The following is a 23,826-nucleotide window of genomic DNA, read 5'->3' on the forward strand; positions in this document are numbered from 1 at the left end:
CACTTCACTGAAACTATCTAAGGAAGAAGTTCAAGTCATGACTATTTCAATTAACTATAGTTCGTTTGTTGGTTCTGATTCGATTGGTGACGTGCTTAGCGATTGGGCCCAGGGTTTTAAAACTGCGGGTCACGGTCTAAGCAATACCGGTGGTTTCAATAGTGGCGGCCGTGCTCAAGATGGTGAGCAGTATGCGACGCATGGTGCCAATAATTCGGACTACGCCTTTATCGCAGGAAGCGATACCAGCAATGGCCTGCATTATGTGTATGACCCTAAAGTCTCTGCTGGCGACAACATGAACCACTACCTGTGGGGTGAACTGGACAGCGTGAGTTTGGGTGAAGTGCTGACTGGTGGTTCGGGCAGCGCGTTTGGCCTGGGCGACTACACCGTCTCCTTCAACGGCCTCGACCTGTCCGCCGCCAGCGATGCCGGCCGTGCAGGCAACGCTGTTCAGGACGTGATCTACGGCCTGATGAAAGGCGACGTATTGGGTCTGGAAGGCGTGCTCAACAACCTGCTGAGCGGGTTCGGCCTGAGCACCGATTCAACCTTCGACCAACTGGCGGCAGCTGGCCTGGCTCACGCCGATGCACCGCTAGCGGCTGATATCAGCCTGGTGGGCGTGCAAGAAGTGGCTCAGGACTGGGCTCTGGCGGCGTAACTCCCGCTCACTTCAGTGAACTCCAATCCTGTGGGAGCCGGGCTTGCCCGCGATTGCATCGCAGGCAAGCCAGCTCCCACAGGGTTTTCGGCCCACTTCCTCGGAATCCTTCCATGACCCGGCCCAAAGCCAACGAGATGCTGGCTGCCTTGACGGCCTACAAACGTGCTTTCTTCAATATCGGCCTGTTCTCGGCCGTGATCAATTTACTGATGCTGGCGCCGGCGTTGTACATGTTGCAGGTGTATGACCGGGTGCTGGCATCAGGCAATCAAATGACCCTGTTGATGCTGACGCTGATGATCCTCGGCCTCTTTGGCCTGATGGGCGCGTTGGAATGGGTGCGTAGTCAGGTGGTGATCCGCCTCGGCACGCAGATGGATATGCGCTTGAATCAGCGCGTCTACGACGCCGCGTTCGAAGCGCAATTGCGCACCGGCAACCCGGCGGCCGGGCAGGCGCTGAATGACCTCACCAGCCTGCGTCAATTTGCGACCGGCAATGCCCTGTTCGCGTTCTTCGATGCGCCGTGGTTTCCGGTGTACCTGTTTGTGATTTTTATGTTCAGCCCGTGGTTGGGACTGTTGGCCCTGGGCGGTGCGGTGCTGTTGATGATACTGGCGTGGGTCAATCAACGCGTCTCTCAAGCCCCACTTAAAGCCGCCAGTGAGTTGTCAGTGCAAGCCACCCAGCAAGCCAGCGCCCATCTGCGCAATGCCGAGGCCATCGAGGCAATGGGCATGCTCGATACCTTGCGCGAGGGTTGGTTGGCACAGCACACGGCCTTTTTGGCGCAGCAGAATCTGGCCAGTGAAAAAACCGCCACCGTCAGCGCCTGGTCAAAAGGCGTGCGCCTGGCGCTGCAATCCCTGGTGCTTGGGTTGGGCGCGCTCCTGGCCGTGCAAGGCCAGATCACGGCCGGGATGATGATTGCCGGCTCCATTCTGATGGGCCGGGTACTGAGCCCCATCGACCAGTTGATCGGTGTATGGAAGCAATGGACGTCGGCACGGCTGGCCTATCAGCGCCTCGAAGCATTGCTGCACAGCTATCCGCCGCGAGCCCGGCGCATGGCATTGCCTGCGCCTCGGGGCGAACTGGCGGTGGAGCAATTGAGCGCCAGCGCTCCCGGCACCCGTCGCGCCACCCTGGTCAACCTGAGCTTCACCCTGCCGGCCGGGCAAGTGATGGGGGTGATCGGGCCTTCTGGCTGCGGCAAGTCGACCCTGGCCCGGCTGTTGATCGGGGTGTGGCAGCCGCTGGCGGGCAAGGTGCGGCTGGACGGGGCTGAGTTATCGCAGTGGGACAAGCATCAGCTCGGTCCGCATCTGGGGTATTTGCCCCAGGACATTCAGTTGTTTGCCGGGACCATCGCGCAAAACATCGCACGCTTTGCCGAGGTGGATGCCGACAAGGTGTTGGCCGCTGCGCAACTGGCCGGAGTGCATCAGCTGATTCTGCAATTGCCCGAGGGCTATGAAACGCGCCTGGGTGAAGGCGGCGCGGGGCTGTCCGGCGGGCAGAAGCAACGCATCGGCCTGGCCCGTGCACTTTACGGCTTGCCAGCGGTAATCGTGCTCGACGAACCCAATTCCAACCTCGATGAAGCCGGGGAACAGGCCTTGCTACAGGCCATTGCCCAGCTCAAACAGCACAAGCGAACACTGATTTTGATCACCCACAAACCCAATGTGCTGACCCTCACCGACTACCTGTTGATTCTGCGCGAAGGCCAGCTCCAAGCCTTTGGCCCGACGGCCAAGGTGCTTGGGGCGCCCGCTGCAGCGAAACCTGCGGCGCCCAAGCCCGCCATGAATGTGAGCTATCGGCTCGGTACGGCAGAGGCGGGCAAGGCATGAAGTATTCGAACGCCAAGGTTCCAGGGGACAGCAATGTGCTGCAACTGGATGACACCCGCTATTCGCGTTTGGGTTGGCTGCTGATGCTCGGCGGCTTTCTCGGGTTTCTCGGCTGGGCCGCTTTGGCGCCGCTGGACAAGGGCGTCGCGGTGTCGGGCAAGGTGATGGTTTCGGGCCATCGCAAAGTGGTGCAACACCCCAGCGGAGGGATTGTTGAACGGATCGACGTGCGTGACGGCGATAAGGTGGATGCCGGTCAGGTCTTGATCCGGTTGAAGGAAACCCCGCTGCTGGGGCAGGCCCAGTCGTTGCGCAGCCAGTTTTATGGCTCGTTGGCCAGTGAGGCGCGGCTCAATGCCGAGCGCGATGGCGCCGCCAGCGTGAGCTTTCCTGTCGAGTTGACGGCCTTGGTGACCGAGCCGGAAGTGGCATCGAATCTGGTATTGCAGCGGCAACTGTTCGATAGCCGCCGTCAGGCGTTGCTGCTGGATCAGCAAGGGGTCGACGAGAGTATCGCGGGCGCCGAGGCGCAGTTGCGCGGGGTGCGTGAATCCCAGGCCAGCAAGGTCTTGCAACGCACGGCCCTTGCCGAACAACTGCAAGGTTTGCGTGAGCTGGCGCGGGAAGGGTATATCCCGCGCAATCGCCTGCTGGACAGCGAGCGGGTGTACGCCCAGGTACTGGGCTCCATCAGCGAAGACTACGGTCGCATCGGTCAATTGCAGCGACAAGTGTTGGAGATGCGTCTGAAAATTCGGCAACTGGCCGAGGAGTATCAAAAGGAAGTCCGTACTCAGCTGGCCGACACCCGAGTGCGCACCGAGGATCTGCGCAACCGGCTGGCTTCGGCCGAGTTTGAGTTGGCCAACAGCCAGTTGCGCGCTCCCGTGGCCGGAATTGTGGTGGGGCTGGATGTGTTTACGGAGGGCGGCGTGATCAAGCCCGGTCAGGCACTGATGGAAATCGTGCCCCAGGGAGAACCCCTGCTGGTCGAGGCGCGCGTGCCGGTTGAACTGGCCGACAAGGTTCACCCGGGCTTGCCGGTGGAGTTGATGTTCTCGGCCTTCAGCCAAAGCACCACGCCAAGGGTTGCGGGCGAGGTGATACTGGTGTCGGCGGATCGCCAGGTCGATGAGCGCACGGACGAGCCGTATTACACGCTGCGCGCACAGGTCAGCGATGCGGGCATGGCCCAACTGGCCGGGCTGCAGATTCGCCCGGGCATGCCGGTTGAAGCATTTGTGCGCACGGGCGAGCGTTCGATGCTCAATTATCTGTTCAAGCCGTTGCTCGACCGCACGCATATGGCGTTGGTGGAGGAATGACGGTGCGCCAGTTCTTATGTGGATTACTGATGGCGTGTGCTGGGCCGGTACAGGCGATGGGGTTGCTGGAAGCCTACGATCTGGCGATTCGCAACGACCCGACCTTTCAGGCCGCCATTGAAGAGCGGGCGGCAGGGGAGGAGAACCGCGCCCTGGGTCGCTCGGCGTTGCTGCCCACTCTGTCGTGGAACTACAACAATTCGCGCAACGAGTCCGAAGTCACCCAGGCCAGCACTCGGACCGACCGCGACTACCGCAGTTATGCGGCGACCTTGACCTTGCAGCAACCGCTGCTGGACTACGAAGCCTACGCACGATTCCGACAGGGGGCAGCGCAGGCGCTGTTTTCGGATGAGCGCTTTCGCAGCAAAAGCCAGTATCTGGCGGTGCGCGTGCTCAGTGCCTACAGCCAGGCGCTGCTGGCGCAGGAGCGGATCGAATTGAGCCGGGCGCAAAAGCGCGCCTTTGCCGAGCGCCTGCAACTCAACCAACGGCTTCTTGAAGGCGGTGAGGGTACTCGCACCGATGTGCTGGAAACCCAGGCGCGCCTGAGCATGGCGGTGGCTGAAGAAATCGAGGCGCAAGATAATCAGGACGCAGCCTTGCGTGAGCTGGAGGCGATGCTTGGTGAGCCGCTGCAGGTCGAGCAGCTTGCCCCGCTGGTGGCGCATTTTGTGATTCTGCCACTGGAACCTCAGCGCTTCGAAAGCTGGCGCGAACTGGCGTTGGCCAATAACCCGGAGCTGGCGTCGCAGCATCACGCGTTGACCTCGGCCGAGTATGAGGTGGAGCGCAAGCGGGCCGGGCATCTGCCCAAGCTCAGCTTGTATGCCAGCAGCCGTCAGACCAGCTCCGATTCGGAGAGCACCTACAACCAGAAATACGACACCAACAGCGTGGGCATTCAGCTCACCGTACCGTTGTTTGCAGGGGGATCGGTGTCGGCATCGACCCGTCAGGCTGCGCGGCAACTGTCCCAGGCTCAGTACGAACTGGACGCGCAAACAGCGACCACGCTGGTGGACCTGCGCAAGCAATACAACCTCAATAGCAGCGCGGCGGCCAAGGTGCGGGCATATGAAATGGCAGTTGAGTCTGCCGGTGCCCTGGTGCAGGCGACGCAGAAAAGCGTGAGTGGGGGCGAGCGGGTCAATCTGGATGTGCTGGATGCCGAACAGCAGCTGTTCAGTGCCAAGCGGGATTTGGCTGAGGCGCGCTATGCCTATTTGCTGGCGCGGGTGCAGCTCAAGTACTACGCGGGGTTATTGAATGAAGGGGATTTGCGGCAGGTGGCGGGGTATTTTCGGGCCCATTAAACATGGCCATATTGCGGTGTGGCCATCGCGGGCAAGCCCGCTCCCACAGGTATTGCGCTGATCCTGTGGGAGCGGGCTTGCCCGCGATTCGGTCGACACGGTGTATCAGAACCTGTGTTTACCGGCGAACCAGCAACACGCCCGACTCCATGTGGTGAGTCCACGGGAATTGGTCAAATACTGCGCAGCGCTCAATCCGGTGAGTATCGTGCAGTTGGGCGATGTTCTCGGCCAATGTTGCAGGGTTGCACGAGATATACAGGATGTTATCGAAGCGGCGTGTCAGTTCGCAGGTGTCCGGGTCCATGCCCGCACGCGGCGGGTCAACGAAAACGCTGCCGAACTCGTAGCTTTTCAGGTCAATGCCCTGCAAGCGACGGAATGGGCGTACTTCATTCAGGGCTTCGGTCAGTTCTTCTGCCGACAGGCGCACCAGCGTGACGTTATCCACAGCGTTGTCGCGCAGGTTGTTGAGCGCGGCGTACACCGATGTCTTGCTTATTTCGGTAGCCAGCACTTTGCGCACGCGAGTGGCCAGCGGCAGGGTGAAGTTGCCGTTGCCGCAATACAGTTCCAGCAGATCATCCGAACGTTCGCCCAGCGCTTCGTATGCCCAATTGAGCATCTTCTGGTTGACCGTGCCGTTGGGCTGGGTGAACGCGCCTTCGGGCTGTTGATAAGTGAAGGTGCGACCCGCCACTTCCAGCGCTTCGACCACATGATCGCGGCCGATCACGACACGTTTGCCCTTGGAACGGCCGATCACGCTGATATCGAGGTCTTTGGCCAACTGCTCGGCAGCGGTTTGCCAGTGCTCGTCCAGCGGGCGGTGATAGCACAGAGTGACCATCGCATCGCCTGCCAGGGTGGTCTGGAACTCAACCTGGAACAGCTTGTGGCTCAGGGCTGAGCTGGCTTTCCAGGCGGCCTTGAGTTGGGGCATCAATTGGTTGATGCGCAGGCTGGCAATCGGAAACTCTTCGATCAGGATCGGTGTGCGCTTGTCATCTTGCGCGAACATGGCGTAGTGACGCTCGCCCCCTTCGCGCCACAGGCGAAATTCGGCCCGCAGACGAAAGTGCTTCAGGGGCGAATCGAACACCTGGGGTTCTGGCGCATCGAAAGGCGCCAGCAACTCGCGCAGACGATTGGCCTTGGCCTCAAGCTCAACGGCGTAGGTAGCAGGATCAAATGGCAGAGCACTCATGCAGGAAACCAACCTAGCTTGACGACAAACAGAACCGACAGAATGATCAGCGGCGCATTCAGCTCACGGGCGCGGCCCGACAGCAGCTTGATCACGGTCCAGGAAATAAAGCCGAAGGCAATGCCGTTGGCGATGGAGTAGGTAAACGGCATGGCCAGTGCGGTGATCACCACCGGTGCGGCAACGGTGACGTCGTCCCATTCGATTTCGGCCAGGCCGCTCATCATCAGCACGGCAACAAACATCAGCGCAGGTGCGGTGGCGAAGGCTGGAACGCTGGCCGCCAATGGCGAGAAGAACAACGCCAGCAGGAACATGATGCCGACCACGATGGCCGTCAGACCGGTACGGCCACCGGCGCTCACGCCTGCCGCCGACTCGATGTAGCTGGTGGTGGTCGAGGTGCCCAGCAGCGAACCGGCCATGGCCGCGGTGCTGTCAGCGATCAGGGCGCGGCCCATTTTTGGCATGTGGCCGTCTTTGCCCATCAAGCCAGCGCGCTTGGCGACGCCGATCAATGTGCCGGAGTTGTCGAACAGGTCAACGAACAGGAAGGCGAAGATCACGCTGATCAGGCCGATGTCCAGGGCGCCCTTGATGTCCAGTTGCAGGAAGGTCGGGGCCAGGGAAGGTGGCATCGACACGACGCCACCGAAATCGGTGACGCCCATTGCAATGGAAGCAATGGTCACGGCCAGAATGCCGATCAGCACCGCGCCACGGACTTTCATTGCCTCAAGGGCAACAATCAGGGCAAAGCCCAGGGAGGCCAGGATCACTTTTGGCTGAGCCAGATCGCCCATGCCGACCAGGGTTGCCTTGTTGGCAACCACGATGCCGGCGTTACCCAGGGCAATCAGCGCCAGGAACAGGCCGATACCGGCGGCAATGGCCGAGCGCAGTGGCAGGGGGATGCTGTTGATGATCCATTCGCGGATGCGAAAGATCGACAACAGGAAGAACAGCACCGCCGAGATAAACACCGCACCCAGCGCTACCTGCCAGGTGTGGCCCAAGTGCAGCACCACGGTGTAGGTGAAGAAGGCGTTCAGGCCCATGCCCGGTGCCAGTGCAATCGGGTAGTTGGCGATAATGCCCATGGTCGCCGAACCGATAGCCGCCGCCAGACAGGTGGCAACAAATATGGCGCCTTTGTCCATGCCCGTCTCGCCGAGAATGCTCGGGTTGACGAACAGGATGTAGGCCATCGCCAGGAAGGTGGTGATACCCGCAAGAATCTCGGTACGCACATTGGTGTTGTGTGCTTTGAGTTGAAACAGCCTTTCCAGCATGCCAGTCCCCGTGGCGCCAAATGCGCCGTGATTAAATCGTTTTCAACAGCAAAGCACAGACGTGGACCGTCTGAAGAATTTCTGTCTGTCGGAAAAAGCCGCGCATCATACCAGCAGCTCGTACATATGGCTGCTTTGGTTACCCTGCTGGGCCTTGTTTTATAACCTTGATGTCGCAGGCATACTGCGTGCCAGTTTTAGGAGGGATCCATGAAGCACGTCATCACGTCGATTTCAGCCTGTGTCGGCTTCCTTATAAGTGCCGCGATCAGCGCCGCGCCCGCGACACCCCTGAGCACCCTGGAAATTCTCAAAGTGGCGTCTGTTTCCTGCGCTGTAGAGGATGTGTCCGATGGTCGTGAGCAGACCCGCTGCGACCACAAGGGCCCTGGTATCAAGGTCTATGTGCTGGAGCGCGGTTACGGCGGCCAGCCGAATGTCACGCTCGATGGCCAGGAAGTGGACGGTGTGCGGGCTGCGGTCTGTAACCAGGGCGAGGGGCTGGTGGCCTGCAACGGTGCGGGCACCACGGTGGGGCACGTGTATACCTTTGACCTGGGTAACAAGGACGGTGGCTGGTTCGAGTTCAGTAACACCTCACTGGTGCCGCCGCACAACCGGCTGGGTGTGCGGCTATATATAAAGTGAGATCCTCACCTGTAGTCGCTGCCGCAGGCTGCGATCGGGCCCGCAGGGGCCGCTCTTTTTAAAGAGCGAAGGTCCTTCGGCCCTTATCGCAGCCTGCGGCAGCGACTACAGGGTTTTGTGCTCTTCCACCATCCGGTCCCGGTTGGCCAGCCCCGGGAACAGTTTTATCCACAGCCCGGTGACGACCAGCGTGCCAACCCCGCCCAACACCACGGCGGGCACTGTGCCCAGCCAGTGGGCCGTCACTCCGGATTCGAATTCCCCCAGCTGGTTGGACGCGCCGATAAACAATCCGTTGACCGCACTCACCCGGCCACGCATTTCATCCGGGGTCTCCAGTTGCACGAACGAGGCGCGGATCACCATGCTGATCATGTCCGCCGCGCCAAGTACCACCAGCACTGCCATTGAAAACCAGAACGAGGTCGACAGGCCGAACGCGATGGTGGCGACTCCGAATATCCCCACCGCGGTAAACATGACGCGCCCCACCTTGCGCTGCACCGCGAATCTGGCCAGCCACAATGACATCAGCAGGGCGCCGACTGCCGGTGCCGAGCGCAGCATGCCCAGGCCCCAGGGGCCGGTCAGCAAAATATCCTTGGCAAACACAGGCAGCAGCGCCGTGGCCCCGCCCAGCAGGACGGCAAACAGATCCAGGGAGATGGCGCCGAGGACGTCAGGGCGACTGCGAATGAAGCGAATGCCCGCGAGCAGGGAGTCCAGCGTGGCCTTGGCTTTGTTCAGCGGCAACTGGCGGGCGGGGAGGTTGCTCATCAGCAGTGCCGCAATCAGATACAGCGCAACGCTCGGGCCATACACCCAGACGCTGCCAAACGCATACAACAAGCCCCCAAACGCTGGCGCGACAATGGTGGCCGATTGTTGCGCCGCTTGTGCCGCCGCCACTGCGCGCGGGAACAGCTCAACCGGCACGATCGAAGGCAGCAGCGCCTGGGTGGCGGGCATTTCGAAGGAGCGGGCGGCACCCAGCAAAAACGCCAGGATAAAGATCATTTCCCGGGTAATGTGATCGCCAGCACTGCTGATGGCCAATGTCAGGGCAATCATTGCCTGTACCGACTGGCACAGGGCCGCCACCCTGCGACGATCATAGCGGTCGGCCACATGCCCGGTGTGCAACATAAACAGCAGGCGCGGCGCGAACTCGATCAAGCCCACCCATCCCAGGTCCATCACGTTGCCAGTCAGTTGGTAGAGGTTCCAGCCAATGGCCACGGTGAGCATTTGAAATGCACTGGCGGTGAAGATACGGGCAAACCAGAAGGCCACAAATGGCCGGTGATGGCGGAGCAGAAGGGGCTGGCTGGTCATTTAAAAGAGGTCGTGGCCGAGGGTGGGGGGGCGTCGAGATTATCATTGTTTTGTAACAAATAATGACTCGATATATCACATATCCCCAGTGCCCCACGTTGGGTCAAACAGGGCTTTTGCGCGATTCCTTGTGGTTCTCGCAACGGTCTATTTCAAGGCCTGAGGCATCGTGTCACGCGACAACAAACCACATTAGCCGTGTGTCAGGAATGGACTACTCTTTCATCCATGCTTGATCCAGATCAAAGCCTTTGGGGTTTTGTCTGGGTGGCCAGCCGGCCAGATCCCTTGGTGTTGTGGTTTGAAAGCGAGCAGCGATTCGCGGTGGCCACGGCGTGCAGGGTAGTTGGATTCAGGCGCGAAGTCTGGGTCCTCAACGACCTGATACCTGATAGAGGAAGACTTATGTTCGGTTTGGATGCTCTCGAGCTCGCCCGAATTCAGTTCGCGTTTACCATATCGTTCCACATCATTTTTCCCGCCATTACCATCGGTCTCGCCAGTTATTTGATGGTGCTCGAAGGCATGTGGCTGAAAACCCGTGACGATACCTACCGCGACCTGTACCACTTTTGGTCGAAGATTTTCGCCGTCAACTTCGGCATGGGCGTGGTATCGGGCCTGGTCATGGCCTACCAGTTCGGCACGAACTGGTCGAGGTTCTCGGACTTCGCCGGTGCTGTTACCGGGCCGCTGCTGACCTATGAAGTACTGACTGCATTCTTCCTTGAAGCGGGTTTTCTGGGCGTCATGCTGTTTGGCTGGAATCGCGTGGGCCGGGGGATGCACTTCTTCTCGACCGCGATGGTGGCCCTGGGAACGCTGGTCTCTACCTTCTGGATCCTGGCCTCCAACAGCTGGATGCAAACCCCGCAAGGCTTCGAAATCATTGATGGTCGGGTGATTCCGGTGGACTGGCTGGCGGTCATTTTCAACCCGTCGTTCCCTTACCGTCTGGCGCATATGGCCACGGCTGCCTTTGTCGCCACGGCATTTTTTGTCGGCGCGTCAGCGGCCTGGCATCTGTTGCGCGGTCGTAACACGCCGGCCATTCGCCGCATGTTCTCGATGGCCATGTGGATGGCCCTGGTGGTTGCGCCGGTACAGGCGCTGATCGGTGATGCCCACGGTTTGAATACCCTCAAGTATCAGCCAGCAAAAATCGCGGCCATGGAAGGTCACTGGGAAAACAAACCCGGTGAGCCAACGCCGCTGATTCTGTTTGGTATCCCGAACATGAAGACCGAAACCACGGACTACAAGATTCAGATCCCGTACCTGGGAAGCCTGATTCTGACGCACAGCCTGGACAAGCAAATCCCTGCGTTGAAGGAGTTCCCGCCAGAGGATCGCCCCAACTCGACCATCGTGTTCTTTAGCTTCCGCATCATGGTGGCGCTGGGCATGTTGATGATCTTCGTCGGGCTTTGGAGCGTATGGCTGCGCAGGCGCGGCACCCTGTACGAGAACCGCTGGTTCCTGCGTATGGTGCTGTGGATGGGACCATCGGGTCTGATCGCGATCCTTGCGGGTTGGTTCACCACCGAGATCGGTCGCCAGCCGTGGGTGGTTTACGGGCTGATGCGCACTTCGGATGCGTCGTCCAACCACAGCGTCATGCAAATGAGCGTCACGCTGGTCATGTTTGTCGTGGTGTATTTCGCGCTGTTTGGTGCGGGTCTGGGTTACATGATGCGTCTGGTACGCAAAGGTCCGATTACCCACGAAGGCGAAGAAGACACCCACGGTGGCCCAGGCCAGCAACGCACGCCTGCCCGTCCTCTGTCTGCGGCCCATGAGGGTACAGATGAAGGCCACAGCGACAGCCTGACTAAGGGGAATTGAGTCATGGGTATTGATCTGCCACTTATCTGGGCAATCATCATCATCTTCGGGATCATGATGTATGTGGTCATGGATGGTTTCGATCTAGGGATCGGCATCCTCTTTCCCTTTATCAAGGGCGAGAGCGACCGCGATGTGATGATGAACACGGTCGCCCCTGTCTGGGACGGTAACGAAACCTGGCTGGTACTGGGCGGCGCGGCATTGTTTGGTGCCTTCCCGCTGGCCTACTCGGTCGTGTTGTCGGCACTGTACCTGCCACTGATGCTGATGCTGATGGGGTTGATCTTTCGGGGCGTCGCCTTTGAGTTCCGCTTCAAGGCACGGCCAGAAAAACGCCATCTCTGGGACAAGTCCTTTATTGGTGGCTCGCTGGTGGCAACCTTCTTCCAGGGGGTGGCGCTGGGGGCCTTCATTGATGGGATCCCGGTGGTTAACCGTCAGTATGCGGGGGGCGGGCTGGACTGGCTTTCACCGTTCACTGTGTTCTGCGGGATTGCCCTGATCGTGGCCTATGCATTGCTTGGCTGCACCTGGCTGATCATGAAAACCGAAGGCCACTTGCAGGAGCGCATGCACAAGTTGGGTCGCCCGCTGGCGTTGGCCGTACTGGTGCTGATGGGCATCGTCAGCCTGTGGACGCCACTGGCGCACACTGACATTGCTGCACGCTGGTTCACACTGCCGAACCTGTTCTGGTTCTTGCCGGTGCCGATCCTGGTGTTGGTGACGATGTATGGCCTGCTCAAGGCGATAGCGCGCAAGGCTCACTACACGCCGTTTCTGTTGACCCTGGTGTTGATCTTCCTGGGTTACAGCGGTCTGGGTATCAGCTTGTGGCCGAACATCATTCCGCCTTCGATCTCGATCTGGGATGCAGCGGCACCGCCTCAAAGCCAGGGCTTCATGCTGGTAGGCACCTTGTTTATCATCCCGTTTATTCTCGGTTACACCTTCTGGAGCTACTACGTGTTCCGCGGCAAGGTGACTCACGAAGACGGTTATCACTAGTCGTACATGCCGCTGTGGCCTGAGGGCCACAGCCTTTTCCCCAGAGGAGGCCCGAACATGGCTGGCAAGGATTATCTAAACGACGTTCAAGAGTGCGAAAAAAAGCCCTTGTGGCAACGCATTGGCTGGTTGCTGGTGATCTGGACCGCCAGTGTGGCGAGCCTGGCAGTATTTGCCTGGCTGATCCGCCTGTTCATGACCGCCGCAGGCATGAAGAGCCACTGACTTCCCATCCCGTAGCCTTGCGGCTACGGTTTTATGACCCGCCTTGGCTAATGCCATTCGGTTAAGCGGGGAGGTTTGATCCTGGTGGGAGCGGGCTTGCTCGCGATTGGAGCAGCGCGGTTTGACTATCTGACCGCGTCGCCTGCATCGCGAGCAAGCCCGTTCCCACAGCTCTCATTTCCAGTGATTACTTGCGCGCCTTGAGGATCACAAACTTGGGAGTGGCGGCCACTTGTTCGACGCCCCGAAACAGTTTGGCCAACTTGCTGTGATAGCCCAGGTGACGGTTGCCGACGATGTACAGCGCACCCCCCACTACCAGCGCCTCACGGGCTTGCTGGAACATGCGCCAGGCCAGAAAGTCTCCCACCACTTGTTGCTGATGGAACGGCGGATTGCACAGCACTACGTCCAGTGAGTCCGGTGCCTGGCTCGCCAAACCGTCGTCAGCCCGCACAATGACCTCGCGATCACCCAATGCGGCCTGCCAGTTTTCGCGGGCAGACTGCACGGCCATGAACGACTCATCGACCAGCGTGTACTGCGCTTGCGGGTTATTCAGCGCGCTGGCAATGGCCAGTACACCATTGCCGCAGCCCAGGTCGGCAACCCGTGCAGTGCCCAGGTTTTTTGGCAGGTGGGGCAGGAATGCCCGAGTGCCGATATCGAGGTCTTCGCGGCAGAACACGTTGGCGTGGTTGAGCAGCTCGATGGCCGGTTTTTCCAGCCGATAGCGCGTGGGGTACGGCGATGTAAATGGCCCCAGGGCATGGGACGTGGACACCAGCAAACGGGCTTTTTTGACCGCCAGCGAGGCCTGTACCGGGCCAATGTAGCGCTCCAGCAGATCGCCTGCAGCGCGGGGCAAGTGTTTGACCATCGCGCCTGCGATGACCTGTGCTCCGGGTGCCAATTGGCCTTGCAGGCGGATCAGTTGCTCTTCAAGCAGCGCCAGGGTCTTGGGAACACGCACCAGTACACAGTCGAAAGGCCCGACCAGAGGCTGGCTGGCAGGGATGATCGATACCGCATCGTAAGCATGGCCATTGCGCACCAGATTCTTTTCCAGCGCCTGAATGGCGAGAAAGGAGTCGCTGCTGCTGGTGACATGCAGGGTGTTGACCAGACTGACCGCCAGGGCACCAAAACTGTCATTGAGCACCAGCACCCGGCTGTTTGCGGGCAACGCCTGCTCAGCCAGGTGATTAAGCAAATACTCATCTGCCGCATCAAAGGCCTGCAAGGGCTCGTTTTGCTGCTCGGGTTGGCGGATCAGGCGAAGTTGGGCGAAGGGGCTTTCTAGCACAGGCATTTATACAAACTCTGAGGAATCGACAACTGCATGTCTTGCCCCTGAGGGGGGAGGCTGGCAAACAGAGGAGTCCGTGGTTTTACAGGTAGGCGTGATTTTACTTTTTTTTGCCGCAGATTGCCTGACGGGTTTATCTACTTTAGCGCAGTGTCCGTCTACAGCAGGCCAAACCTGGCCGCCATGACCACGGCCGAGGTTTTGTTGCTGGCCCCCAGTTTTTTCATTGCACCACTGATATGGAAGTTCACGGTGCGGGTGCTCAGGCTCAGAATCATGGCAATGTCGGAAGCGATTTTGCCTTCTGCAGTCCACTTGAGAACTTCTAACTCACGTTCGGACAAACGCATGATGTTGATCGTCAGCCTGTGGCGCAGGTGGAAGCGTTCGAGCATGGCGCTGTGTAACTGATTGCACAGCCAGAGCACGCTGGCAGCTTTGCCCGAAAACTCGTCCTGCGACACAGGAGGGTCTTTTCTGGCAAGGCTCAACATGCTCACTGCGCCATTGGGGTCATGCACCGACTGCGACCAGCCATAGGTCAGCCCGCAGGTTTGGGTGGCTTTCCACTGGTCGGGAGCATCACGAAAAACATCGGCGCTCCAAATAATGGGCAGGATCGAGAGTTGGCAGTGAGTCATGAGTGGTTTTTTTTGCGTAAGAGGCCCTTTTTCATACCGCTCGACATAATCATTTGGATAGTTGGTTATTACCTTGCTATTTGTTGTTATGTTTCCATGTCGAGGGATCATACGAAAGAAAAAATAATTAAAGCCGCACTCTTCTATTCGTTTGAGTGTGTCGGAACCCAATTCAGCTTCGCTTCTGCAGGCGAGGTGTTGGTTCTGGCTGATTAAATGATGTGCGGTCATAAGGCGCTCCGGCGGCCCGACAGTAAGTGGGTGGCACTAGATGGTGTGTTAATAAGTTTATTCTAGATGGTGTTTGAGATGTTGTTGTTGATTAAAAAATATAAATGGGGGGCAGGTAGTAGGGTGTGTTTATAAATGCAGACGATAATTTAAACAGTAAGTTTAATTATGCTTTTTCGGGTTTATATATATAGCTGTTGTGCGGTTTTAGATAAATTGGATCCAGGAACTGTATGCGTTAATTAGCACGCACCTTGTCGGCGACCCCTTGTTTGCCCCTGAAGGCTGTCTTAAAGCCATCACAAACCATCGGTGTTTCTCCTGGCGTCTTTGGGCGACACTAGAGGCATTCGTCAATGGAGTGCCCCATGACTGCCAGCGCAGAAAAATTTACCCAGCAGACGCTTCTCGATGTCACACCGCTGACCCCCAGCCTGTTCACATTGCGTACCACTCGCGACCCGGGCTTTCGCTTTACCGCGGGCCAGTTTGCAAGGCTTGGCGTGACCAAGGCGGATGGCAGTACGGTTTGGCGCGCCTACTCCATGGTCTCTTCACCCCATGACGAGTTCTTGGAGTTCTTTTCGATTGTGGTGCCCGGGGGAGAGTTTACCAGTGAGCTCAGTCGTCTTGAGGTCGGTGACACCTTGCTGGTGGAGCGCCAGGCCTTTGGTTTTTTGACCCTGGATCGTTTTGTTGACGGGCGTGATCTGTGGTTGCTGGCAACGGGGACCGGCATCGCACCGTTCCTGTCGATCCTCCAGGATTTTGAAGTCTGGGAAAAATTCGAGCGCATTGTGCTGGTTTACAGTGCCCGCGAAGCGCGCGAACTGGCCTATCAGGATCTCATCGCCGGCTTATGTTCCCGTGATTACCTTGCTGAGTATGCACACAAGTTTGTGTATGTTCCGATCGTCACCCGTGAGCGAGTGCCCGGTGCATTGAACGGACGCATGACCACCTTGATCGAAAATGGTGAACTTGAGCAGGCGGCGGGTGTTGAAATGACCTGCGAACATTCGCGGGTGATGTTATGTGGCAATCCGCAAATGATTGATGACACACGCAAGTTGTTGAAGGCCCGTGACATGCAGTTGAGCCTGAGTCGTCGGCCCGGGCAAGTTGCTGTTGAGAACTACTGGTAGTGTAAATTTTATATGTCGAACAGCATGAAATAAATAACGGCGCCCTGGGGCGCCGTTATTCATGTCGGGCAGTTAAGGTCGGTTGTTTTGAACTTTAAGCAGGTCACGAATTTCGCCCAGCAGTTCTTCTTCTTTAGACGGAAGAGGCGGGGCACTTGGTGCGACCGCTTCTTCGCGCTTCAGGCGGTTGATTGCCTTTACACCCATAAAGATGGCAAACGCGACGATGATAAAGTCGATCACGCTCTGGATGAATTTGCCATATGCCACCACCACGGCCGGGGCATCGCCAACGGCGGCTTTCAGCGTAATGGCCAGGTCACTGAAGTCCACACCGCCAATCAACAGCCCCAGCGGTGGCATGACCACGTCACCCACGAAGGACGAAACGATTTTGCCAAATGCCGCGCCGATGATGATACCGACGGCCATATCGACCACGTTCCCTTTGACCGCGAAGGCCTTGAACTCACTTATCACGCTCATTGGATATTCCTTGTTACAGATGAAGTTGGTGGGTGCAGTGTAATTCAGCATGGCAGATCATGCCCGCGCCGCACTGATCAAAGCTCAGTGGGCTATCATCGCGTTTTTTCCCTGGAGTTCAGATGGCCAAGCCCAAGCGCATTTACGGCTGCACAGAGTGCGGCGCAACCTTTCCCAAGTGGGCAGGGCAGTGCGGCGAGTGCGGCGTCTGGAACACCCTGGTCGAGACCATTGTAGAAAGCGGCGCCGCCGCGCCGCCCAGTGGTCGTACCGGCTGGACAGGGCAACAGGCCCAGATCAAAACCCTGGCCGAAGTCAGCATTGCAGAAATCCCGCGCTTCTCCACCGCTTCCGGTGAGCTGGATCGGGTGCTCGGGGGCGGTCTGGTCGATGGTTCGGTGGTGTTGATCGGCGGTGATCCGGGTATCGGCAAGTCCACTATCTTGCTGCAAACCTTGTGTCAGATGGCTACGCGCATGCCTGCGCTGTATGTCACCGGCGAAGAGTCCCAGCAGCAAGTGGCCATGCGCGCCCGACGCCTGGGCTTGCCCCAGGATCAGCTCAAGGTGATGACCGAAACCTGTATCGAAAACATCATCGCCACCGCCAAGCTCGAAAAACCCAAGGTCATGGTGATCGACTCAATCCAGACCATCTTCACCGAGCAACTGCAGTCGGCGCCGGGCGGTGTGTCCCAGGTGCGAGAAAGTGCGGCATTGCTGGTGCGCTATGCCAAGTCGAGCGGCACGGCCATTTTCCTGGTGGGCCACGTGACCAAAGAGGGGGCGCTGGCCGGACCGCGGGTGCTGGAGCATATGGTCGACACCGTGCTGTATTTCGAGGGGGAGTCTGACGGTCGCTTGCGTCTGTTGCGCGCAGTGAAAAACCGTTTTGGCGCGGTCAACGAGCTGGGTGTATTCGGCATGACCGACAAAGGCCTGAAAGAAGTCTCTAACCCGTCAGCTATTTTTCTTACCCGTGCTCAGGAAGAAGTGCCGGGCAGCGTCGTCATGGCCACTTGGGAGGGCACCCGTCCGATGCTGGTGGAAGTGCAGGCACTGGTGGACGACAGCCATATGTCCAACCCGCGCCGTGTGACCCTGGGTCTGGATCAGAATCGACTGGCCATGCTGCTGGCTGTCCTGCATCGCCACGGCGGTATTCCCACTCATGATCAGGATGTATTCCTTAACGTGGTGGGCGGGGTCAAGGTGCTGGAAACCGCGTCCGACCTGGCGCTGATGGCGGCGGTGATGTCCAGTCTGCGCAATCGCCCGCTGCCCCATGATCTGCTGGTGTTTGGTGAGGTTGGCTTGTCCGGCGAAGTGCGCCCGGTACCCAGCGGTCAGGAGCGGCTTAAAGAAGCGGCCAAGCACGGTTTCAAGCGTGCCATCGTGCCCAAGGGCAACGCCCCCAAAGAGTCTCCGCCGGGCTTGAAGGTCATCGGTGTGACCCGCCTTGAGCAGGCACTGGATGCGTTGTTTGAATAGGGTTTCATACCTGTAAAAAAATCTGCAGGGTTTGATCGCGGGGCTTGGCCAGGAGGCCGGAACTGACAGTGGCGTTGCACGGGACAACTATGCAGCGCCATCCAGCACAAACCCACAAAAGAAGGCTCTAGACCAACGTTAGGGGCTGGTCTTTAGAGCCAAGAGCGCTAAACTCCGGGGGCAGTCTTTCTTGTCCAACTGGCCGGAATTAAAAAATGAATAATAAAAATAGCCTGCTACGCCACATTCCGTGGCTGGTGCTGGCAATTGTAGGAGCCTGCGCCCTTGGCGTAGTTGCGTTACGCCGGGGCGAGGCGATCAACGCCTTGTGGATCGTAGTGGCAGCGGTTGCCATTTATCTGGTTGCTTACCGTTATTACAGTCTGTTTATTGCCACCAAGGTGATGCAGCTCGACCCCAGTCGCGCTACCCCTGCAGTGCTCAACAACGATGGTCTGGACTATGTGCCGACCAACAAGCACATTCTTTTTGGTCACCACTTTGCCGCCATTGCTGGCGCCGGACCGTTGGTGGGGCCGGTTTTGGCCGCGCAAATGGGCTATCTGCCGGGCACACTCTGGCTGATCGCCGGTGTTGTTCTGGCCGGTGCGGTGCAGGACTTCATGGTCCTGTTCATGTCCACCCGCCGCAACGGTCGCTCTTTGGGTGACATGGTGCGTGAGGAAATGGGCAAGATCCCGGGCACCATCGCGCTGTTTGGTTGCTTCCTGATCATGATCATCATCCTGGCGGTGCTGGCGCTGATCGTGGTCAAGGCCCTGGCCGAAAGCCCGTGGGGCATGTTCACCGTGATGGCGACCATCCCGATTGCGATGTTCATGGGCATTTACATGCGCTACATCCGCCCGGGCCGCATCGGTGAAATCTCCATTGTCGGTGTGCTGCTGTTGCTCGGCTCGATCTGGCTGGGGGGCCAGATTGCGGCAAGCCCTGAATGGGCTCCGGTGTTTACCTTCACCGGTACGCAGATCACCTGGATGCTGATCGGTTATGGTTTTGTTGCAGCCGTGCTGCCGGTGTGGCTGGTTCTGGCACCGCGTGACTACCTGTCGACCTTCCTTAAAATCGGCACCATCGTGGCACTGGCCATCGGCATTCTGGTCACCATGCCTGAGCTGAAAATGCCAGCATTGACCCAGTTCACCGACGGTACTGGCCCCGTCTGGAAAGGCGGTCTGTTCCCGTTCCTGTTCATCACCATTGCCTGCGGTGCGGTATCGGGTTTCCACGCACTGATTTCTTCGGGTACTACACCCAAGTTGCTGGATAACGAATGCAACTCCCGTTACATCGGCTACGGCGCGATGTTGATGGAGTCCTTCGTGGCCATCATGGCGATGGTTGCCGCCTCGGTCATCGAGCCGGGCGTGTACTTCGCCATGAACAGCCCGGCGGCCATCGTCGGCGGTGATGTGGTGACTGTTGCGCAGACCGTTAGCAGCTGGGGCTTTGCAATTACCCCGGATGCACTGACCGCACTGGCCAAGGATATTGGTGAAACCACCGTTCTGGCCCGTGCCGGCGGCGCACCGACACTGGCTGTGGGTATCGCTCAGATCCTGCATAACGTGTTGCCGGGCGAGAACACAATGGCGTTCTGGTATCACTTCGCCATTTTGTTTGAAGCCCTGTTTATCTTGACGGCGGTTGACGCCGGTACCCGTGCCGGTCGCTTTATGCTGCAAGACTTGCTGGGCAGCTTTGTGCCTGCACTCAAGCGCACCGAGTCCTGGGGCGCCAACATGCTGGCAACAGGCCTTTGTGTGGCGATGTGGGGTTACCTGCTGTATCAGGGCGTGATTGATCCATTGGGCGGCATCAACACCCTGTGGCCGCTGTTCGGTATCTCTAACCAGATGCTGGCGGGTATCGCGCTGATGCTGGCAACCGTTGTGCTGATCAAAATGAAGCGTCAACGCTACATTTGGGTGACCATGCTGCCAGCGATCTGGCTGCTGATCTGCACCACCGTTGCAGGTTTTATCAAGCTGTTCGACGCCAACCCTGCGGTCGGCTTCCTGGCCCTGGCCAAAAAGTACAGCACTGCGCTGGAAGCGGGCCAAGTCATTGCCCCGGCGAAAAACATCGACCAGATGCAGCACGTGATCATCAACGCCTACACCAACGCCGGTCTGACCGTGCTGTTCCTGTTCGTGGTGTTCAGCATTCTGTTCTTTGCGATCAAGGTGGGCGTGGCAGCATGGGGCAGTAAAGTACGTACGGATAAAGAGTCGCCGTACCAAGTCATGCCGGATGCATAACAGAGGGTTGCAATCATGTTCAATGACCTGAGTCGCCTCGGTAAATACCTCGGTCAGGCCGCGCGTCTGATGGTCGGCATGCCCGACTACGACAACTACGTCGAGCATATGCAAACCAAGCACCCGGACAAGCCTGTCATGAGCTACGAGGCGTTCTTCCGCGAACGCCAGGAAGCCCGTTACGGCGGCAAGGGTGGGCCCAAGTGCTGCTAGCCCGTCAGGGCTAAGTTGCATCTGACTGTGGGAGCGGGCTTGCTCGCGATGAGTGCTCTGCGGTGTATCCGTTACACCGCGCTGCTTGAGTCGCGGGCAAGCACGCTCCCACTTTTTTTTGCGTCATTTCAAGGAGACTGTGCATGTCCTCTCCAATCCCCGTCACCATCCTCAGTGGCTTTTTGGGTGCCGGTAAAACCACCTTGTTGCGTTACCTGCTCAAGGCCGAACATGGCCTGAAAATCGCCGTGATCGAGAACGAATTCAGCGATGCCGGGATCGATACCCAGTTGTTGGGTGATGAGCCCGTGCAAGTCATGACACTGGCCAATGGCTGTGTGTGCTGCACCATTCACACCGACCTGACCAAGGCGCTGTACCTGCTGCTGGAGCGTCTGGACAGTGGCGAAATAGCGTTCGACCGCCTGGTGATCGAATGCACCGGCCTGGCCGACCCGGCACCGGTGGCGCAAACCTTTTTCATCGACGAAGAACTGCGCGAGCGTTACCTGCTGGACGGCATCATCACCCTGGTGGACGCCGCGCACGCCGATGTACACCTGAGCCAAACCATCGCCCAGGCACAAATCGGTTTTGCTGACCGCCTGTTGGTGAGCAAGCGCGACCTGGTGGATGACGCCACCTTTGATGCCTTAAGCGAACGCTTGACCCGTATCAACCGCCGGGCGCCGATACGTGTGGTTGAGCACGGCAAGATAGATCTGGCCGAGTTGCTGGATGTCCGAGGGTTCAATCTCAACGCAGACTTGGGCGGTGGCCTGAGTTTGCGTCCGGTGCAACCAGCGTCATCTATCGACCGCATCTCAAGCCTTGTGCTGCGCACCGAAACACCGCTGGATATCGACAGCCTCAGCGCGTTCATGAACGAACTGCTGGAAGATCACGGCAAGCAATTGTTGCGTTACAAAGGCGTGCTGAGCATTGCCGGTGAAGATCGACGGTTGGTGTTTCAGGGCGTGCTCAAGCTCTATGGCTTCGACTGGGACACTGAGTGGGCTGAGGGTGAGGTGCGCGACAGCGTGATGGTGTTTATTGCAGATGATTTGCCTGAAGCCAAGATTCGCGAGGGGTTTGATGTTCTTGCCTCACGAAAATAGCGGGTTTTTCGCGCCAGTTGTGACCTGCTGAACGTATTGGGCTGGCGTTTGCTACCCGAATAAAAACGTCACGTACTACATGTGTGGGAGCGGGCTTGCTCGCGATGATATCGACGCGGTTTGTCTGAAAGACCGCATTGCCTGAATCGCGAGCAAGCCCGCTCCCACATAAAAATGAACCGGAGTGGGTTAATAAGCCCCGTTTCTTTCTATCACACTTAAAAGAAATACCATTTTGTGGTTTTCAGCGGTTTCCCCCAAGTATGAGTGAGGCGATCCCTTGGCTCTTTTAACCCCTATATACTTATTGTTGTGAGTTTTTAGAGTGATCAGCGTATGAGCTTGACTTAAGTTGTCCGCTGTAACGGTCATATTGTTTTCATCAAGCAGCGTGAAGGTAAGTGGGTGTTTTAGTGTCGGACTTCTCGCATAGAGTATATCCATATGGTTTCTGGCCAGCCGGTGCCGATCATACTGGCCAGCGTGTTTGATATGTATTTCATACCCTTTTACGGTATGCCGGAAATAAAGTTTGACTACCGCCTTGACCCCGCCTGTGGCGTGGGCCTGAATGCCCAAGGCTGCGGAGTCGTCTCTGGTCTGCGGTCGGCCGGTGAAGAAACCGCCGCTGGCAAATACGTCTGTGACTGTTACAGGCTGGCCGTGAAGCGTCCCTAATAGATGAAGGTTATGGTTCGGTACTTGTAAGGTGGCGATGAATGATTGTTGTGTATCGTTAGTCATTGTCTGAACTCTGCTGTTGGTGAAAAGCATAAAGTTCAGGTTAGGTCGTTATCACCCATGGACATATGGCTATATGTTTCAAAATAACTGGGACAATAAAAAGCCCGGCTCAAGAGCCGGGCTTTTTATTCAGCTATTTACACTTAGTTGCCGTATACCGGCAGCTTGGCGCAGATGGCTTTGACTTTTTCGCGAACGGCGTCGATAACGGCTTCGTTGTTGATATCAGCCAGGATGTCGCAGATCCAGTTAGCCAGTTCACGGCACTCTTCTACTTTGAAGCCGCGAGTGGTAACAGCCGGAGTACCGAAACGCAGACCCGAGGTCACGAACGGGGAGCGTGGATCGTTCGGCACGGAGTTTTTGTTCACGGTGATGAACGCTTTGCCCAGTGCGGCGTCAGCGTCTTTGCCGGAGATTTCCTGCTTGATCAGCGACAGCAGGAACAGGTGGTTTTCAGTACCGCCCGATACCACGTCAAAGCCGCGCTCGATAAACACCGATGCCATGGCTTGGGCGTTTTTCACGACTTGTTGCTGGTAAGCCTTGAACTCTGGTTGCAGAGCTTCTTTGAAGCACACGGCCTTGGCGGCGATGACGTGCTCCAGTGGGCCGCCTTGCGAACCCGGGAAGACAGCCGAGTTCAGCTTCTTCTCGATGTCGGCGTTGGCCTTGGCCAGGATCAGGCCGCCACGTGGACCGCGCAGGGTTTTGTGAGTGGTGGTGGTGACCACGTCAGCAAACGGAACCGGGTTAGGGTAAACGCCAGCCGCTACCAGACCGGCTACGTGAGCCATGTCGACGAACAGGTAGGCGCCAACCTTGTCAGCGATAGCGCGGAAACGCGGGAAGTCCAGGATCTGCGAGTAGGCAGAGAAACCGGCCACGATCATTTTTGGCTTGTGCTCAACGGCCAGACGCTCTACTTCGTCGTAGTCGATCAGGCCGTTGGCGTCGATGCCGTACTGGATGGCGTTGTACAGCTTGCCCGAGGACGAAACGCTGGCGCCGTGGGTCAGGTGACCGCCGTGTGCCAGGCTCATGCCTAGGATGGTGTCGCCAGCCGACAGCAGGGCCAGGTAGACAGCGCTGTTGGCCTGGGAACCGGCGTGTGGCTGAACGTTGGCGTAATCGGCACCGAACAGCTCTTTTGCACGGTCGATAGCCAGTTGCTCAACGACGTCGACGTATTCGCAGCCGCCGTAGTAGCGCTTACCCGGGTAGCCTTCGGCGTATTTGTTGGTCAGAACCGAGCCTTGAGCTTCCATGACCGCTGGGCTGGTGTAGTTTTCCGAAGCGATCAGCTCAATATGTTCTTCCTGGCGCTGAGCTTCTTGCTCCATGGCGGCAAAAAGGTCGGCGTCGAACTTGGCAAGTGTCAAATCACGGCTGAACATGGCGGTCCTCAGGGATCGGGGGGCAGAAAAGGAGGGCATT

Annotated in this window: 21 protein-coding genes; 13 read left to right on the forward strand and 8 right to left on the reverse strand. The window is 58.2% G+C overall.

The window, feature by feature from the left end; all coding sequences use genetic code 11:
* The first annotated feature begins 37 nt into the window (after positions 1-37).
* From AACY07_RS17785 to AACY07_RS17800, 4 genes are all read left to right on the forward strand, one after another.
* Positions 38-667, forward strand: coding sequence for a heme acquisition protein HasA (locus AACY07_RS17785; protein WP_339476481.1), 630 nt, complete (start codon positions 38-40; stop codon positions 665-667).
* Between the two features lie 113 nt (positions 668-780).
* Complete coding sequence (locus AACY07_RS17790) at positions 781-2,526, forward strand: type I secretion system permease/ATPase (RefSeq protein ID WP_339476483.1); 1,746 nt, start codon at positions 781-783, stop codon at positions 2,524-2,526.
* The gene (locus tag AACY07_RS17795) at positions 2,523-3,851 is read left to right on the forward strand and encodes an HlyD family type I secretion periplasmic adaptor subunit (protein ID WP_339476486.1); all 1,329 of its coding nucleotides are present in this window, start codon (positions 2,523-2,525) and stop codon (positions 3,849-3,851) included. The genes AACY07_RS17790 and AACY07_RS17795 overlap by 4 nt, the downstream gene beginning before the upstream one ends.
* Positions 3,852-3,880: 29 nt before the next feature.
* The gene (locus AACY07_RS17800; RefSeq protein WP_019824080.1) at positions 3,881-5,167 is read left to right on the forward strand and encodes a TolC family outer membrane protein; all 1,287 of its coding nucleotides are present in this window, start codon (positions 3,881-3,883) and stop codon (positions 5,165-5,167) included.
* Between the two features lie 118 nt (positions 5,168-5,285).
* Here AACY07_RS17800 and trmA read toward each other — a convergent pair whose 3' ends face one another.
* Both trmA and AACY07_RS17810 read right to left on the reverse strand, forming a co-directional pair.
* On the reverse strand, positions 5,286-6,374 hold the full coding sequence (trmA, locus tag AACY07_RS17805; protein WP_219263151.1) for a tRNA (uridine(54)-C5)-methyltransferase TrmA: 1,089 nt from the start codon (positions 6,372-6,374) through the stop codon (positions 5,286-5,288).
* Entirely contained in the window at positions 6,371-7,666 is a 1,296-nt protein-coding gene (locus tag AACY07_RS17810; RefSeq protein ID WP_133078620.1) for an NCS2 family permease, read from the reverse strand. Before AACY07_RS17810 ends, trmA begins: the two co-directional genes overlap by 4 nt.
* Before the next feature lie 210 nt (positions 7,667-7,876).
* On the opposite strand from AACY07_RS17810, the gene AACY07_RS17815 reads away from it, so the two are divergent.
* The gene (locus AACY07_RS17815; protein ID WP_133078619.1) at positions 7,877-8,314 is read left to right on the forward strand and encodes a DUF4879 domain-containing protein; all 438 of its coding nucleotides are present in this window, start codon (positions 7,877-7,879) and stop codon (positions 8,312-8,314) included.
* 105 nt (positions 8,315-8,419) lie between these two features.
* Here the strand turns inward: AACY07_RS17815 and AACY07_RS17820 are convergent, their stop codons facing one another.
* Complete coding sequence (locus AACY07_RS17820; RefSeq protein WP_339476490.1) at positions 8,420-9,649, reverse strand: MFS transporter; 1,230 nt, start codon at positions 9,647-9,649, stop codon at positions 8,420-8,422.
* Positions 9,650-10,054: 405 nt separating this feature from the next.
* Here AACY07_RS17820 and AACY07_RS17825 point away from each other — a divergent pair, with 405 nt between their 5' ends.
* Genes AACY07_RS17825 through AACY07_RS17835 form a run of 3 tightly spaced genes read left to right on the forward strand, consistent with a single transcriptional unit; the run spans position 10,055 to position 12,730 of the window.
* Entirely contained in the window at positions 10,055-11,494 is a 1,440-nt protein-coding gene (locus tag AACY07_RS17825) for a cytochrome ubiquinol oxidase subunit I (RefSeq protein ID WP_133078617.1), read from the forward strand.
* Between the two features lie 3 nt (positions 11,495-11,497).
* A complete protein-coding gene (gene cydB / locus AACY07_RS17830) occupies positions 11,498-12,505 on the forward strand; it encodes a cytochrome d ubiquinol oxidase subunit II (protein WP_133078616.1) in 1,008 nt (335 codons plus the stop codon).
* A 57-nt stretch (positions 12,506-12,562) separates the two neighbouring features.
* Positions 12,563-12,730, forward strand: coding sequence for a DUF2474 domain-containing protein (locus AACY07_RS17835; RefSeq protein ID WP_133078615.1), 168 nt, complete (start codon positions 12,563-12,565; stop codon positions 12,728-12,730).
* A 187-nt stretch (positions 12,731-12,917) separates the two neighbouring features.
* Here the strand turns inward: AACY07_RS17835 and AACY07_RS17840 are convergent, their stop codons facing one another.
* A complete protein-coding gene (locus tag AACY07_RS17840; RefSeq protein WP_339476494.1) occupies positions 12,918-14,042 on the reverse strand; it encodes a class I SAM-dependent methyltransferase in 1,125 nt (374 codons plus the stop codon).
* Between the two features lie 155 nt (positions 14,043-14,197).
* Positions 14,198-14,911 carry an autoinducer binding domain-containing protein gene (locus AACY07_RS17845; RefSeq protein WP_339476496.1) on the reverse strand — a complete coding sequence of 238 codons (714 nt, stop codon included), beginning with the start codon at positions 14,909-14,911 and terminating at the stop codon, positions 14,198-14,200.
* Between the two features lie 368 nt (positions 14,912-15,279).
* Here AACY07_RS17845 and AACY07_RS17850 point away from each other — a divergent pair, with 368 nt between their 5' ends.
* A complete protein-coding gene (locus AACY07_RS17850) occupies positions 15,280-16,056 on the forward strand; it encodes a ferredoxin--NADP reductase (RefSeq protein ID WP_339476498.1) in 777 nt (258 codons plus the stop codon).
* 72 nt (positions 16,057-16,128) lie between these two features.
* Here the strand turns inward: AACY07_RS17850 and mscL are convergent, their stop codons facing one another.
* The gene (gene mscL / locus AACY07_RS17855; protein ID WP_133078611.1) at positions 16,129-16,542 is read right to left on the reverse strand and encodes a large-conductance mechanosensitive channel protein MscL; all 414 of its coding nucleotides are present in this window, start codon (positions 16,540-16,542) and stop codon (positions 16,129-16,131) included.
* 122 nt (positions 16,543-16,664) lie between these two features.
* On the opposite strand from mscL, the gene radA reads away from it, so the two are divergent.
* From radA to yjiA, 4 genes are all read left to right on the forward strand, one after another.
* Positions 16,665-18,032 (forward strand): DNA repair protein RadA, encoded by a 1,368-nt coding sequence (gene radA, locus AACY07_RS17860; protein ID WP_019824057.1) that lies wholly within the window; start codon positions 16,665-16,667, stop codon positions 18,030-18,032.
* 215 nt (positions 18,033-18,247) lie between these two features.
* A complete protein-coding gene (locus tag AACY07_RS17865) occupies positions 18,248-20,314 on the forward strand; it encodes a carbon starvation CstA family protein (protein ID WP_339476502.1) in 2,067 nt (688 codons plus the stop codon).
* A gap of 15 nt (positions 20,315-20,329) precedes the next feature.
* Positions 20,330-20,527, forward strand: coding sequence for a YbdD/YjiX family protein (locus AACY07_RS17870; protein WP_007937254.1), 198 nt, complete (start codon positions 20,330-20,332; stop codon positions 20,525-20,527).
* Between the two features lie 143 nt (positions 20,528-20,670).
* A complete protein-coding gene (gene yjiA / locus AACY07_RS17875) occupies positions 20,671-21,645 on the forward strand; it encodes a GTPase (protein ID WP_339476505.1) in 975 nt (324 codons plus the stop codon).
* Positions 21,646-21,834: 189 nt separating this feature from the next.
* Here the strand turns inward: yjiA and AACY07_RS17880 are convergent, their stop codons facing one another.
* Positions 21,835-22,389 (reverse strand): hypothetical protein, encoded by a 555-nt coding sequence (locus tag AACY07_RS17880; protein ID WP_339476508.1) that lies wholly within the window; start codon positions 22,387-22,389, stop codon positions 21,835-21,837.
* Between the two features lie 143 nt (positions 22,390-22,532).
* Positions 22,533-23,786, reverse strand: a complete 1,254-nt coding sequence (glyA, locus tag AACY07_RS17885) for a serine hydroxymethyltransferase (protein ID WP_133078606.1) — start codon at positions 23,784-23,786, stop codon at positions 22,533-22,535.
* Positions 23,787-23,826: the final 40 nt, after the last annotated feature.

It is taken from the genome of Pseudomonas sp. RL_5y_Pfl2_69 (genome assembly GCF_963970465.1).
GTDB lineage: Bacteria > Pseudomonadota > Gammaproteobacteria > Pseudomonadales > Pseudomonadaceae > Aquipseudomonas.